Origin of the sequence: Microbacterium phoenicis, from assembly GCF_047302325.1 — a bacterium.
GTDB lineage: Bacteria > Actinomycetota > Actinomycetes > Actinomycetales > Microbacteriaceae > Microbacterium.
On record NZ_CP154849.1, the window covers coordinates 807,711 to 821,205 of the forward strand.

Sequence of the window (13,495 nt, forward strand, 5' to 3'; positions counted from 1 at the left end):
CGCGCATGGCGGTCGACCGCGAGCGCGTCTCCGAGCTGGTGCGGGAACTGCTCGTCGCCATCGGTGAGGACCCGGAACGTCCCGGCCTGAAGCTGACTCCGCAGCGCGTCGCCGACGCGTACGCGGAGTTCTTCGCTGGTGTGGGAGAGGATGCCGCGGAGCCGCTCGCGCACACCATCTCGGTCAGTCGCGGGCCGGCCCCCGACACGCTCCCGTCGGGTGCGGTCATGCTGCGCGACATCCGATTCCGCTCCGTGTGCGAGCACCACCTCCTCCCGTTCGCGGGGCACGCGCACGTCGCGTACCTCCCCGGCGAGCAGGTGGTCGGACTCGGCGCCCTGCCGAAGGTGATCGACATCCTGGCGGCCCGCCCGCAGGTGCAGGAGCGCCTGGGCGAGCAGATCGCCGATGCGATCGCCGGATCGATCGACACCCGCGGCGTCCTCGTCGTGCTCGACGCCGTGCACGAGTGCGTCACGATGCGCGGGGGACGGCAGCCCTCGGCATCCACCGTCACCGTCGCCGCCCGGGGCCGGTTCACGGAGCCGGCCGAGCGCGCGGAGGCGATCGCCCTGCTGACGGGCGGCCGGACGTGACCCTCGTCATGGGGGTCGTGAACGTCACGCCGGACTCCTTCAGCGACGGCGGACGATACGCGTCGCACGATGCGGCGATCGCGCACGGCCGTGCTCTCGTCGCCGACGGCGCCGACCTGCTCGACGTCGGCGGGGAGTCGACTCGGCCCGGCGCGGTGCGCGTGGCGCAGACCGACGAGCAGAGCCGCATCCTGCCCGTGATCGAAGCGCTCGCCGCCGAGGGCGCGGCGATCAGCGTCGACACGATGAACGCCGGCACGGCGGTCGCCGCCGTTGCGGCGGGAGCGCGCGTCGTGAACGACGTCTCGGGCGGCCTCGCCGACCCCGACATGCTCGCGGCCGTGGCCGGCACCGACGCGGACATCGTCCTGCAGCACTGGCGCGGCCACTCCGCCGACATGTACCGGACCGCCGTCTACGACGACATCGTCGCGGAGGTGATCGGAGAGCTCGGTGAGCGCGTCGCCGCGGCGCGGGCCGTCGGCATCCCGGATCGCCGCATCGTGATCGACCCGGGCTTCGGCTTCGGGAAGACGCCCGAACAGAACTGGCAGGTCGTCCGAGGCCTCCACCGGCTCGTCGGCGGCGGACACCGGGTGCTCGTCGGCACGAGCCGCAAACGGATGCTGGCGGTCGCCGCGTCGAGCGCGGGCATCGACCTCACCGGCGAGGTCGACCTCGATCTCGCCACGGCGGTCACGAGCGTTCTCGCCGCCCAGGCGGGGGTCTGGGCGGTCCGCGTGCACGAGGTCGCCGCGACGCGTCTCGCCCTCGCGGTGCGGACGGCGTGGGAGGGTGAAGGATGATGACCGACGAGATCGCGATCACCGGCATCCGCGCCACCGGGTACCACGGCGTGTACGAGCACGAGCGCCGCGACGGGCAGGAGTTCGTCGCCGACCTGGTCCTGTCGCTCTCGTTGGCCCGTGCCGCCGCGACCGACGACGTGGCCGACACCGTCCACTACGGGGAGGTCTCCGAGCGGGTCGCTGCGATCCTCGCGGGCGATCCCGTCGACCTCATCGAGACCGTCGCCGAGCGCATCGCGACGGCCGTGCTGTCGGGCTGGTCCCTGGTCGACGCCGTCGCGGTCACGGTGCACAAGCCGTCCGCGCCGATCCCCGTCCCCTTCGGCGACGTCGCCGTGACGGTCCGGAGGTCCCGCGCATGAGCCGCCGCCTGGCCGAAGGGATGCCGCCGAAGGAGCCGCGCGCGGCAGGACCCGCCCATCGCGCGGTGGTCGCCCTCGGCGCGAATCTCGGCAACCGCGGCGCGACCATCGACGAGGCGATCGCGGACCTCGGCCGGTTGCCGCTGACGTCCCTCGTCGCCGCCGCCGACCCGATCGAGTCCGTCGCGATCACCCTCGGGGGACCGGATGCCGACGCCCCCCGCTACCTGAACACGGTGGCCCTCATCGACACGAGACTGGCCCCGACCCTCCTGCTCGGCTACCTGCACGCGATCGAGGGACGCCACGGGCGGGAGCGCCGCGAACGGTGGGGGAGCCGGACCCTCGACCTCGATCTCATCGCCTACGGCGACGTGCGTTCCGATGATCCGGCGCTCGTGCTGCCGCATCCCCGCGCCGCGGAGCGCGACTTCGTGCTGGACCCGTGGCTGAGCATCGACCCGGATGCGGTGCTGCCCGGCGTCGGGAAGGTCGCCGACCTGCGCGCAGCACTGCCCGGAGGCGCCGCATGACCCGCACGAAACCGCTCCTCCTCGCGGCCGTCGCCGTCGTCGCGGGTATCGCCGGCTACTTCGTCGATCAGATTCTCACCGGCATGGGGCAGCCGAGCTTCACTCCGTCGCCGCTGCTCCCGATCCTGCTCGTCGCGCTGGGCGCCGCGGTGGTCATCGCCGCCATCCCCGTGCGTCGCGCGACGGTCGGGGCGGCGGCTCCGGTGGATCCGTTCCGCGCCCTCCGCATCGCCATGATGGCGAAGGCGTCGAGCATCGTCGGCGCTCTCGTCGCCGGGTTCGCCGGCGGACTTCTCGTCTTCGTTCTCACACGACCGGTGTCGCCCTCGTTAGGCTCGACGGGTGCGGTGGTCGCCGCGCTGGGGGGCGGGCTGCTCCTCGTCGGCGCCGCCCTCGTCGCCGAACACCTGTGCACCATCCGGAAGGACGATGATGACGACCAGCCCGGACCCGAGGAACCCGGCTACGGGCTCTCCCACTCCGACTGACGAGACCTTCACCTCGATCCTCGAACCCCGAGGTGCCTCGCGGCTGCCGCTGGGCGACGGTGAGTGGCGCCAGCTGTCGCGAAAGTACGTGATCGGCCAGATCGTCGGCTACCTCGTGCTGATGGTGCTGGCGGCAGCGGCCGTCCTCACCCTGTGGCTCATGTTCGAGGCGACCTGGCCCTTCATTCCGGGCGCCATCATGTTCGCGGTCGCGCTCGTCGCCCTGATCGTCACACCGCGTCAGGCGCGGTCGATCGGCTACCAGCTGCGCGAGGACGATCTGGTCTTCCGCCGCGGCATCCTCTGGCAGCGGATGGTGTCCGTCCCGTACGGCCGCCTCCAGCTCGTGGACATCACCCACGGCCCGCTCGATCGGATGCTGGGGATCGCCCAGCTGAAGCTCGTGACCGCCGCGGCATCCACCGGCGTCACGATCCCCGGGCTGCCGCAGGGTGACGCGGAGCAGCTGCGCGACACGCTCATCGAGGTGGCTGAGACCCGACGGACCGGTCTGTGAGCGATCTCGACCCGCAGTCCGCGCCGGCGGAGCACGCCTCCGCACCACCGCCCGCCGCGGTTCACTCCGACATGAGCGACGGCGAGTGGCACCGGATGCATCCGCTGTCGCCGCTCCTGCGCGGCGGACTGACGCTCATCGTCATCATCGGCATCCTGGTCGCGAACCTCCGCGACCGCATCATCGCCTTCTTCCTGCCCGAGAACTTCCGGTGGGACGAGGAGGATCCGGTGGACTTCGTCCTGGAGAACGGCATCGCGATCCAGGCGATCGTCGTCGTCGTGGTCGGGCTCGTCGTCCTCCTGGCGATCTTCTGGACGGCGTGGCGTTTCCACACCTTCCGGATCACGGGCGACGAGGTCGAGGTGCGCAGCGGCGTGCTGTTTCGCACGCACCGGCGGGCGCCGCTGGACCGCGTGCAGGGCGTGAACCTCACCCGCCCGGCGCTCGCGCGCCTCGTCGGGCTCGCGAAGCTCGAGGTCGTCGGCGCGGGCCTCGACGCGAACGTCAAGCTCGAGTACCTGTCGACCCGCAATGCCGAGACCGTGCGCGGTGACATCCTGCGACTCGCGTCGGGACATCGCGCGAAGGATGCCGCGGCACGCCCCGCCGCCGCGAACGGGCGCCTGAGCTCGCGGGTGAGCGCCGGCCTCAGCGAGATCGTCGACGGCGTCAACGATGACGGCACCGAACCCGAATCGATCGTGCGGGTGCCGATGTCGCGCCTCATCCTTGCCGGGCTGCTGTCGGGGTCGACGATCTGGTTCGTGGCGATCGTGGTCGCCGTGATCGTCGGGCTCGTGCTGCAGCCCGTCTGGATCATCCCCGCCCTCGGTGCGTCCATCCCGGCCGCGATCGGTTTCGGCACCTACGCGATCCGCCAGTTCATCAAGACCGTCCGGTACTCGATCGCGCCGTCGTCGGCCGGCGTGCGCATCACGTTCGGCCTCCTCACGACGGTCACCGAGACCCTCCCGCCGGGTCGCGTCCACGCCGTGGACGTCCGGCAGCCGCTGCTGTGGCGGTGGGGCGGCTGGTACCGGATCCGCGTCAACAAGCTCTCGGGGCGCTCGGCGAGCGATGCGTCAGCCGCGCAGATGGGCGATGTGCTGCCCATCGGGACGCAGGCCGACGTCGAGCGCGTCCTGCGCCTGCTCTTGCCGTCGATCCCGATCGACGCCGCGCTGCTCGACGCGGGACTGCACGGGCCGCGCGACCGGGACGGATACCTCACATCCCCGGCTCGGGCGCGCGTCATCGATCCCCTCACCTGGCGGCGCAACGGCATCCTCGTGCTGCCGCAGGCGGTGCTCATGCGCACGGGGCGCCTCTGGCCGAAGCTCACGATCCTGCCGCTCGCGCGGTTGCAGTCTGTGCGCATCTCGCAGGGTCCGCTCGCGCGCCGCTTGGGCCTGGCCGCGCTCACGGGTCACACCGTGATGGGACCCGTCGCGGGGACGATCGAGTCGCTCGATCACGAGCAGGCCTACGCCCAATGGAACGCGATCACGGCCGCTGCGGTGGCCGAGGCATCCGCGGAGGGTGCGTCGTCGACCGAGGAGGTCGAGCGGAACGCGGTGGAGGTGGAGTGGCCGGATGCCGCGCCCGTCGCTCCGTCGCTCACCCCGCCCGCGTCGCCTGCGGTTCCGCCCGCGCCGTCGGCGGAGGAGCGGTGACCCGCGAGGGGCGTCTCGGTGTCGGTGTCATCGGCGCCGGCCGGGTCGGTCCCGTCGTCGCGGCTGCGCTCGCCGGTGCGGGGCATGCCCTGACCGGGATCACCTCGGGTTCCGACGACGATCGTGTCGAGGCGATCCTCCCCGATGTGCCGCGCGTCAGCGCCGAGGAGGTCGTCCGTCGCAGTGAGCTCGTGGTCCTCGCCGTGCCGCATGACGAGCTGGCGGGGTTGGTGTCCGGTCTCGCCGAACTCGGCGCGTGGCAGGTGGGACAGATCGTGATGCACACGGATGCCGCGCACGGCATACAGGTGCTCGCCCCTGCCGCGGCGCGCGGGGCGATCCCCGTCGCCATCCATCCCGCGATCGCCTTCACGGGCACCTCCACGGATCTGCGCGCCCTCAAGGACGCGTGTGCGGCAGTGACGGCACCGGCCGCCGTCCTCCCGATCGCGCAGGCGCTCGCCGTCGAGATGGGATGCGAGCCCGTCGTGGTCGCGGACGTCGATCGCGCCGCGTACGGCGAGGCGATCTCGACGGCGACGGCCTTCTCGTCGTCGATCGTCCAGCAGGCAGCCGACCTGCTGCGGGATGCCGGCGTCGAGGACCCGTCCCGGTACCTGTCGGCGCTCGTCCACACGACGATCGACCGTGCGCTGAGTGCTGCCGCGCCGGCACTCGGCGACGGGCCGCCGCTGCCGTGAGCGACGTCGAGCTCGCCCGCATCCCCGCGGGCAGCGTCGAACTCCACGACGCGCGTCGCCGTCGGCGCTGGACCGTCGCGCTCGAGCCGTTCGAGATCGGTGTCTACCCCGTCACCCAGGAACAGCTCTCCGAGGTGATCGGGGTCGCGGCATCCCACCCCCGCCGTCCCGCGGTCGAGGTGAGCTGGCTTCGGGCGGTGCGGTTCTGCAACGCGCTGTCGGAGTGGGAGGGGCTCGATCCCGCCTACGCCGTCGACGGCGAAGAGGTGCGGTGGCACGTCGACAGCGACGGCTTCCGCCTGCCGACCGAGGCGGAGTGGGAGTACGCGTGCCGCGCCGGGTCGACAGGCCCGCACTACGGCCTGCTTGCCGAGGTCGCGTGGACCGCCGGTGACGGCGTGACCTCGCCGCAGCCGGTCGGCGGCAAGCTCCCGAACCTGAACGGCCTGTTCGACACGCTCGGCAACGTCTGGGAGTGGTGCTGGGACTTCCTCGACACCGAGCGCTACGACGACTACCGCGTGTTCCGCGGCGGCGGCTTCGCGGACGACGCCTGGAGCGTCCGCGCCGGCACCCGCCGCGGGGGAGGGCCGCGCATGACGCACGACGACGTCGGGTTCCGCATCGCGCGGGGCGGCTTCGACGCTGAGGCTGCCGCGCAGGGGTGGTCGGCCGCGTTCGACGCCGAGCGTGCCGCAGGCGGCGATCCCCGCCCGCCCGGCTGGACTCCGCGCCGCTGAGCCCCGGCATCCGCCGCGGGTGTTCGCGGATGCAATAGATCGTGCGTGACACCCTGGGGTGGGATGCCGCTGGGCGGCGTGTCGGGGTGGATCTCTTGCATCCGCTGACGCGTCGCTCGCGGGAACCGCCCGGGAGCCCGTCGATAGACTGAAGGGTCGAATCCCCGAGGAGCCCCCGAACATGACCGACGCGTCCGCGCCCACGCCCGCTGAGACGACCGAAGAGGACGTCATCGAGCAGAAGGCGGTCCGTCTCGCGAAGCGGGAACGGCTGTTGAGTGAACGAACGGATGCCGCGGGTGGCGCCTACCCCGTGTCCGTACCCGTCACCGACACGATCTCGGCCCTGCGCGAGCGTTTCGCGTCGCTCGAGGCGGGCGACGAGACCGGCGAGACCGCGTCGGTCGCCGGTCGGATCGTGTTCAGCCGCAACACCGGCAAGCTCTGCTTCGCCGCCCTCCAGTCCGGCGACGGCAGCCGCATCCAGGCGATGGTCTCGCTCGCCGAAGTCGGCGACGAGTCGCTGCAGGCGTGGAAGGAACTCGTCGACCTCGGCGACCACGTCTCGGTCACCGGCCAGGTCATCTCGAGCCGCCGCGGCGAGCTGTCGATCATGGTCACTGACTGGACGATCGCCGCGAAGGCGCTGCTGCCCCTCCCGAACCTCCACTCCGAGCTGAGCGAGGAGAGCCGCGTGCGCTCGCGCTTCCTCGATCTGATCGTCCGCGACACCGCCCGCGAGACCGTCGTCGCCCGCGCGAAGGTCAACGCGTCGCTGCGCCGCACGTTCGACACGCACGGCTTCCTCGAGGTCGAGACGCCCATGCTGCAGGTGCAGCACGGCGGCGCTGCGGCGCGCCCGTTCATCACTCACTCGAACGCCTTCGATACCGAGCTGTACCTCCGCATCGCGCCGGAGCTCTTCCTCAAGCGCGCCGTCGTGGGCGGCATCGACCGCGTCTACGAGATCAACCGCAACTTCCGCAACGAGGGCGCCGACTCCACGCACAGTCCCGAGTTCGCGATGCTCGAGGCGTACCAGTCCTACAGCGACTACAACGGCATCGCCGACCTGACGCAGGAACTCATCCAGAACGCCGCGATCGCGGTCGCCGGGTCGACGACGGTCACGTGGGCCGACGGCACCGAGTACGACCTCGGCGGCCAGTGGGACCGCATCTCGATGTACGAATCGCTGTCGGATGCCGCCGGTCGCCGCATCACGCCCGAGACCTCGTTCGAGGAGCTCCAGACCCTCGCGACGGAGTCGGGCGTCGAGGTCCCCGAGAAGATCGCGACCCACGGCAAGCTCGTCGAGGAGCTCTGGGAGCACTTCGTGAAGGGCGGCCTCGAGCGTCCGACGTTCGTCATGGACTTCCCGCTCGACACCTCGCCGCTCGTGCGCGAGCACCGCAGCATCCCCGGCGTCGTCGAGAAGTGGGACCTCTACGTTCGCGGCTTCGAGCTGGCGACCGGGTACTCCGAGCTCGTCGACCCCGTCATCCAGCGCGAGCGCTTCGTCGAGCAGGCGAAGCTCGCCGCGCGCGGCGACGACGAGGCGATGCGCGTCGATGAGGAGTTCCTGCGGGCCCTCGAGCACGGCATGCCGCCCACCGGCGGCATGGGCATGGGCATCGACCGCCTGCTGATGGCGATCACCGGCCTCGGCATCCGCGAGACGATCCTCTTCCCGCTCGTCAAGTGACCGCGGGCGCGGGCGCACGACGATGCGTCCTTGCCAGCGGAACCGTCTCGGCGATCCGAGCCGACAGCGCGTCGACCTCCGCGGGACGGAACCGGAGCGCGCGGAAGGTGCGCGGCATCCCGGCGTAGAAGCACACGTCGGCGAAGAGCGGATGCCCCGCGAACCGGCTCGTGCCCACGATGTGCACGGCCGCGGCCGACAGCACCGTCTGCCGTTGCACGACGTGGCTCACGATGAGGACGACCCGGTCGGAACCGGCGTCGACTCGCAGGCGTGAACAGAGGACGACCGTAACGGGCCAGGAGATCGCGAAGACGACCGCGCCGGTCGCGAGGACGAGCAGCGGCGGCCACCCCAGCTCCGCGGCGACCCAGCCGGCGAGGACGGCGGCAGCGATCAGCGCGGCGAGCAGAACGATACCCGTGCCGGTGGCTCGGGTGCCTCGGTGGCCCGTGAGCAACCGCGTCGACGGGTCCTCGTCGAACGCCTCGTGCAGCAGGCGCTCCACGACCCGGCGGGGAAGCGACGGGAGGAGGAGGTTCGTGCCGAGCTGTGCGGCCGAGTCCGTCGTCAGAAGTGACAGTCGGACGCGTCCGAGCAGCGTCTCGACGATGTTGCGCTGCAGCACGACGCCGATCGTCGTCGCCTGCGAGACGCTCCGGGTATGGGTGGAGAACAGGCCGTAGGAGATCACGATCCGGTCGCCCGGCATCCGTCGCACCTCGAACGAGGCGTAGCGCACCACCGTCAGCACGAGGCCGAGCGCGACGATGCCGACGGCGATCACCACCGCCCAGACGATCGGCGGGAGCGGCAGCCACCGGGCGAGCGCTGCATCGGCGCCGAACATCCCCAACGTCTCGGACACCCCCAACGCCGCGCCGCCGCCGATGAGGGCGAACTGGCCGTAGACGACGCTTGCGAGCAACAGGTGCGTCAGCCGCACCCGGTAGAGCAGGATGCCGGGCGCCTCCCGCGTCTGCGTGGGCGACGCCTCGGCGGCCGAGACAGCCACGGTCGTCCCGAGCGTGTGCCCGGCGCGCGCCGTCACCTCGCGATGGAGGTCCTCGTCGGCCGCCCACAGGTGGACTTTGGTCCGCTCGTCGCCGGCTTGGGACAGGGTGAGGACGCGCAGGTCCCACCGGGCGAAGGCCCAGGACTGCCTGCTGTCGACCGTTCCGACGTCGGCCCAGGCGAGGGACTGCTGGCGTCGCGTGAACGCACCGGTCGTCACCACCAGGTGCTCCGGGGTGAGCGCCACCCGGGTGAAGGTCCACCGCCAGAACGGTTCGCACACGAGCACGGCGATCAGGGGGGCGAGCGCCAGCCACGCCCAGGCGCCGGGCCAGACGGCGGGTCCGAAGAGATAGACGGTGCCGGCGATCAAGCTGCCGACGAGTTTCGGAGAGGACTCCAGGTAGGACGCGGGCAGGTAGCGCAGCGGAAGACGCCGGGGGGCCGCGTCGGCCGGGACGGTCACCGCGCCGGCTCCGCCTGCGCGCGCAGCACGGTCGCGCGGATGCGCTCGGCCGCGAGCGGCTCGAGTGGGCCGAGGCCCTCGACCTCGGAGATGCAGGTGAACCGCACGCTCACGGCGTCGAAGGCGCGCAGCAGCGGCCCCTGCACGACCTCGACGTTCAGGATCTGGGCCGTCGCGATGACCGTGGTCCGCCGCCAGAGCCAGCCGCGCGTGATGTAGACGTAGTCGGGCGTCACGGTGTAGCTCGTGTTCTCGACCTGCTTGCGATTGAGCCAGGGCAGTTCGATCAGCAGGGAGACGACGGCGAGGAAGCCGACGATCACCCAGAGGGCCGTGCGCCACGCGGCGTCCGGGAGGAAGGCGACGGCGACGGCGAGCACCGTCGTGACGAGGACCGTGGTCGCACCCTCGCGCACGTTGAGGTAGGTCAGTGCGCGGGGTGCCAGCGCCAGTTCACCGGGGGTGCCGTGCGCCGGCGGGTATCCCGAGGGTGGGGTGCTCGTGTGCACGGTCATGGTCCCGATACTCCCGCACCGATTGCCCCGGCGGACATCCGTCCTGTGTGGATTCTCGGGAGATCGAAACCCCGGCGCGCGTAAACTGGTCGCGCTTCATCTCGATCCGATTCGAAGCACCCCTGGCTGGCGTCTTGACCGAGACGCCAGCCAGACCCCTTTTCGGAGGGGGCGCCGGTCATTGCACGTCGGCCCGCTGATTGCGGGCGAATCCGATGGCGAGCGGGACGACCAGCCACAGCAGTCCGGCGGTCAGCGCCGGACCGATCCCGCCCGTCCCGCTGCCGGCGTCGGTGATGGCCGTCAGCCGGAACCACGATCCGATGCCGTGCGGGATGAGCATGAGCAGCGGGTCGATCACGAATCCCTGCACGAGCGAGAACACGATGGCGATCGCGACGCGCTGCGTCGCCGCGCCGTACGCGACGCCCGACACGGTGCCGACGGCGGCGCTCCAGAGCAAGACCGCGATGCTCTCGGCATCCGCGTTCCACACGATGGTCGCGCTGGCGGCGAAGGCCAGGCCCGCGGTGAACACGACGGCCAGGACGGCGGCGACGGCGACGAGAACGGTGCACACGACGACCGCGGTCAGCGCCTTGGCGAGGAAGACGATGTGTCGGCGGGGCTCGAGGGCGAACGTCGTCAGCACGTCTCGCGACTGCCAGTCGGCGGCCATGATGAAGATCGCCAGGATGGGGACGAACACGGTGACGGCCGCCCCCATGCCCAGCAGCGCGCCGGAGATGCTCACCGATTCCGCGTCGACGAGCAGCGCGATCACGGCGACACCGACGCCGACGACGACCCAGAGCGCCGCGGTGAGGCCCAACGCCCAGCGCGTCCCCCGTGTCGTCCGGACGTTCCGCAGTTCGGCCCGCAGGCTGCGGCCGAAGCGGCCGGACGCCTGCGGGGGATTGTCAGCGAGGATCAAAGACGTCACCTTCCACTCGGTACTGGCCGCGCGTCAGTCGACGGTAGAGGTCGCTGATCGACTCCCGGTCCTCGGCGAGTTCGTCGAGCACGATGCTGTCGGCGATGCAGATCTCGCTGAGGGAGCGGGGGTCGATGCCCACCGAGAAGCGCCCGTCCTCGGGACGCACGCTGAACGGGATGCCGCGGGTCGTGAGCGCGCGCCGGAGCAGGTCGGGGTTCACGGCGATCGCTGTCGCATTCTTGTCGGCGGTGAGGTCGCCGACCTCGCCGGAATAGCGGATGGCGCCCTCGCTGAGGACGACGATGCGGTCGGCGAAGGTCTGGAGTTCTTGCAGGAGATGTGTCGAGACGAGGACGCAGCCGCCCGTCGTATGGGCGTGATGGACCAGAGTCGATCGCAGCCAGTCGCCGGTCTCGATGTCGAGACCGTTCATGGGCTCGTCGAGGATGAGATGTCGAGGCCGACCGACGAGCGCGACGGCGAGGGCGACCCGCTGCTTCATCCCGAGGGAGAGCGCGCCGAAGCGTCGACGTGCGGCAGAGGCCAGGCCGAGCGTGGCGATGAGTTCGCCGACCCGCTCGCGCGGTGAGCCGGTCAGGATGGCGGCCGTCGCGAGGGTGTCCTCGACGCTGCGCCCGGGGTGGTGGGCGCCCGGGTCGAGTAGCGCTCCGACGGTGCGGCCGGGCTGTGCGAGATCGCGGAAGATGATGCCGTCGAACGTGGTCGATCCGGCGTCGGCGATCGTCAATCCGAGCATGGCGCGCATCGCGGTGGACTTGCCGGAGCCGTTCGGGCCCAGCAGGCCGGTGACGGTCCCGGAGGGGATGTCGAAGGAGACGTCGTCGAGGACACGCTTCGCGCCGTACGCCTTCGAGACGCCACTCACGCGGATGCCGGTGTCGGGATGCTGCGGCACGGGTCTTCTCTCCTTCGATGTCGGAGGGGCGGTGTCCCGATGGGACGGCACGCACGTGGTGCCGTCCCATCAGGGCATCTCTCAGCCGATGCCGAGAATTCGCAGGATGTAGTCGACGATCGTCGCGAACGAGATGCCCGCGTTGATCCACTCGAGCACGCGACGCCAGTTGTTGCGTGCCCACGCGGTGATGCGACCGACCTGGCCGGCGACGGCACGGCCCCAGCGGCCGATGTTCGCGATGACCCACGCGATGAACCTCAGAACTGCCCCCATGATGTTTCCTCTCGATCCGTTGATTGTTGTCAGTGACGCTGCGTTCGTGACCGCGATCGCAGCGCCGGGAGTGACGCTACCCAGGCCTCGTGCCACTGTTCTTGAGTCGAAAGGCCCCAAGGGCGGCGCGGGGGACGCAATCGGCATCCGCCTTTAGACGCAACTGATCCACGGTGTGTGCCGTCCCCGGACGGAAAGCGCTCGGGCGGCGTATCAGGCCGCGCGGACCGCAGCTAGGCTCCGAGGCGTTCCCACCCACATCGACGCGCGGCAGAGACTCGGATCCCGTTCGTCCGCGACCTAAGGAAACCCATGGCTGACAAGAAGCGGACCGCCGCCGACGGTGCGGCATTCGCCGCCCTGTTCATCGTCGCGCTGGCGGTCAACATCTGCCTGGCGGTCTTCACCGACGTCGAGGTGATCCTGCGGTGGGGGATCACCGCCGTGGCCGGCATCGCCGCCGCGGCGACGGCCTACGCGATCGTGTCGCGCCGGAGCCGTTCGCGCGGCTAGGAGCTGCCCCGCGTTCAGGGGAGTCTGATGACGCCGGTGGTCGCCGCGTAGAGAAGGACCTGCACCCGGTCGCGCACGCCCCACTTCGTCATGATCCGGCGCAGATGGGATTTGACGGTCGCTTCGGACAAGAAGAGGTCGCGTCCGATCTCGGCGTTCGACATCCCTTTCGCGAGCAGCTCGAGGACGTCGAGCTCTCGGCGTGAGACCTGTTCTGCAGGAGTCAGGGTGACCGTGGGTTGCCCCGCGGCCGGCGTGCCGATCCGGCGGACGAGGTCGCGTCCCGCGACCGACGACAAGACGAACCCGCCATGGTGCGCGCTGCGGATGGCGGCCGTGATGTGCTCCGGCTCGGAGTCCTTCACGAGGAAGCCGACGGCGCCGACCCGGAGAGCGCTCGCCACGGTCTCGTCGGACCCGTAGGTCGTGATCGCGATGGTCCGCGCCGACGGGAGGTCGACGGCCAGTTGCTCGATCGCGCGGATACCGTCCCCTCCCGGCATCCGGATGTCCATCAGGATCACGTCGGGCTTCAGCTCGAGGCTCAGGCGGACCGCGCTCGGACCGTCGCTCGCCTCTCCCACGACCGTCATCCCCGGTTCCGCGTTCAGGAAGACCTGGAGCGCCCGCCGAACGAGAGCTTCATCGTCGGCGATGAGAACTCGGATGGGGTCCATGCGATCAGCATAGGCGGGGGTTTTGCGTCTTGCGGTCACGCGATTGCGTCTTGA

17 protein-coding genes are annotated in these 13,495 nt (G+C 70.9%); 11 read left to right on the forward strand and 6 right to left on the reverse strand.

All coding sequences use genetic code 11. The annotated features are described in order from the left end of the window. Nucleotides 1-5 precede the first annotated feature (5 nt). The 10 genes from folE (at nucleotide 6) to lysS (ending at nucleotide 8,127) form a co-directional block, all read left to right on the forward strand. Nucleotides 6-596 (forward strand): GTP cyclohydrolase I, encoded by a 591-nt coding sequence (folE, locus tag ABCU91_RS03970; RefSeq protein ID WP_091358723.1) that lies wholly within the window; start codon nucleotides 6-8, stop codon nucleotides 594-596. Next, nucleotides 593-1,402 carry a dihydropteroate synthase gene (gene folP, locus ABCU91_RS03975; RefSeq protein WP_413354876.1) on the forward strand — a complete coding sequence of 270 codons (810 nt, stop codon included), beginning with the start codon at nucleotides 593-595 and terminating at the stop codon, nucleotides 1,400-1,402. Before folE ends, folP begins: the two co-directional genes overlap by 4 nt. Next, complete coding sequence (gene folB / locus ABCU91_RS03980) at nucleotides 1,399-1,767, forward strand: dihydroneopterin aldolase (RefSeq protein WP_406922857.1); 369 nt, start codon at nucleotides 1,399-1,401, stop codon at nucleotides 1,765-1,767. Before folP ends, folB begins: the two co-directional genes overlap by 4 nt. After that, nucleotides 1,764-2,300, forward strand: coding sequence for a 2-amino-4-hydroxy-6-hydroxymethyldihydropteridine diphosphokinase (gene folK, locus ABCU91_RS03985; RefSeq protein WP_413354877.1), 537 nt, complete (start codon nucleotides 1,764-1,766; stop codon nucleotides 2,298-2,300). Before folB ends, folK begins: the two co-directional genes overlap by 4 nt. Next, complete coding sequence (locus ABCU91_RS03990; protein WP_413354878.1) at nucleotides 2,297-2,788, forward strand: DUF3180 domain-containing protein; 492 nt, start codon at nucleotides 2,297-2,299, stop codon at nucleotides 2,786-2,788. The genes folK and ABCU91_RS03990 overlap by 4 nt, the downstream gene beginning before the upstream one ends. Further along, nucleotides 2,733-3,305 (forward strand): PH domain-containing protein, encoded by a 573-nt coding sequence (locus ABCU91_RS03995; RefSeq protein ID WP_413354879.1) that lies wholly within the window; start codon nucleotides 2,733-2,735, stop codon nucleotides 3,303-3,305. Before ABCU91_RS03990 ends, ABCU91_RS03995 begins: the two co-directional genes overlap by 56 nt. Further along, nucleotides 3,302-4,981 carry a PH domain-containing protein gene (locus ABCU91_RS04000; protein ID WP_413354880.1) on the forward strand — a complete coding sequence of 560 codons (1,680 nt, stop codon included), beginning with the start codon at nucleotides 3,302-3,304 and terminating at the stop codon, nucleotides 4,979-4,981. Before ABCU91_RS03995 ends, ABCU91_RS04000 begins: the two co-directional genes overlap by 4 nt. Next, entirely contained in the window at nucleotides 4,978-5,682 is a 705-nt protein-coding gene (locus ABCU91_RS04005; RefSeq protein WP_413354881.1) for a DUF2520 domain-containing protein, read from the forward strand. Before ABCU91_RS04000 ends, ABCU91_RS04005 begins: the two co-directional genes overlap by 4 nt. Then, the gene (locus ABCU91_RS04010; protein ID WP_413354882.1) at nucleotides 5,679-6,422 is read left to right on the forward strand and encodes a formylglycine-generating enzyme family protein; all 744 of its coding nucleotides are present in this window, start codon (nucleotides 5,679-5,681) and stop codon (nucleotides 6,420-6,422) included. The genes ABCU91_RS04005 and ABCU91_RS04010 overlap by 4 nt, the downstream gene beginning before the upstream one ends. Before the next feature lie 181 nt (nucleotides 6,423-6,603). Beyond that, entirely contained in the window at nucleotides 6,604-8,127 is a 1,524-nt protein-coding gene (gene lysS, locus ABCU91_RS04015; protein WP_413354883.1) for a lysine--tRNA ligase, read from the forward strand. Here lysS and ABCU91_RS04020 read toward each other — a convergent pair. From ABCU91_RS04020 to ABCU91_RS04040, 5 genes are all read right to left on the reverse strand, one after another. After that, nucleotides 8,120-9,607, reverse strand: a complete 1,488-nt coding sequence (locus ABCU91_RS04020; RefSeq protein WP_413354884.1) for a hypothetical protein — start codon at nucleotides 9,605-9,607, stop codon at nucleotides 8,120-8,122. The genes lysS and ABCU91_RS04020 overlap by 8 nt on opposite strands. Next, nucleotides 9,604-10,122, reverse strand: coding sequence for a PH domain-containing protein (locus ABCU91_RS04025; RefSeq protein WP_406922848.1), 519 nt, complete (start codon nucleotides 10,120-10,122; stop codon nucleotides 9,604-9,606). Before ABCU91_RS04025 ends, ABCU91_RS04020 begins: the two co-directional genes overlap by 4 nt. 178 nt (nucleotides 10,123-10,300) lie before the next feature. Next, entirely contained in the window at nucleotides 10,301-11,065 is a 765-nt protein-coding gene (locus tag ABCU91_RS04030) for an ABC transporter permease (RefSeq protein WP_413354885.1), read from the reverse strand. Continuing rightward, a complete protein-coding gene (locus tag ABCU91_RS04035; RefSeq protein WP_413354886.1) occupies nucleotides 11,043-11,975 on the reverse strand; it encodes an ATP-binding cassette domain-containing protein in 933 nt (310 codons plus the stop codon). Before ABCU91_RS04035 ends, ABCU91_RS04030 begins: the two co-directional genes overlap by 23 nt. An 81-nt stretch (nucleotides 11,976-12,056) precedes the next feature. Then, nucleotides 12,057-12,251 carry an aureocin A53 family class IId bacteriocin gene (locus ABCU91_RS04040; RefSeq protein ID WP_018185747.1) on the reverse strand — a complete coding sequence of 65 codons (195 nt, stop codon included), beginning with the start codon at nucleotides 12,249-12,251 and terminating at the stop codon, nucleotides 12,057-12,059. A gap of 312 nt (nucleotides 12,252-12,563) precedes the next feature. On the opposite strand from ABCU91_RS04040, the gene ABCU91_RS04045 reads away from it, so the two are divergent. Next, entirely contained in the window at nucleotides 12,564-12,764 is a 201-nt protein-coding gene (locus ABCU91_RS04045; protein ID WP_413354887.1) for a hypothetical protein, read from the forward strand. Between the two features lie 14 nt (nucleotides 12,765-12,778). Here ABCU91_RS04045 and ABCU91_RS04050 read toward each other — a convergent pair whose 3' ends face one another. Further along, nucleotides 12,779-13,441 (reverse strand): response regulator, encoded by a 663-nt coding sequence (locus ABCU91_RS04050; RefSeq protein ID WP_091358766.1) that lies wholly within the window; start codon nucleotides 13,439-13,441, stop codon nucleotides 12,779-12,781. Nucleotides 13,442-13,495 lie beyond the last annotated feature (54 nt).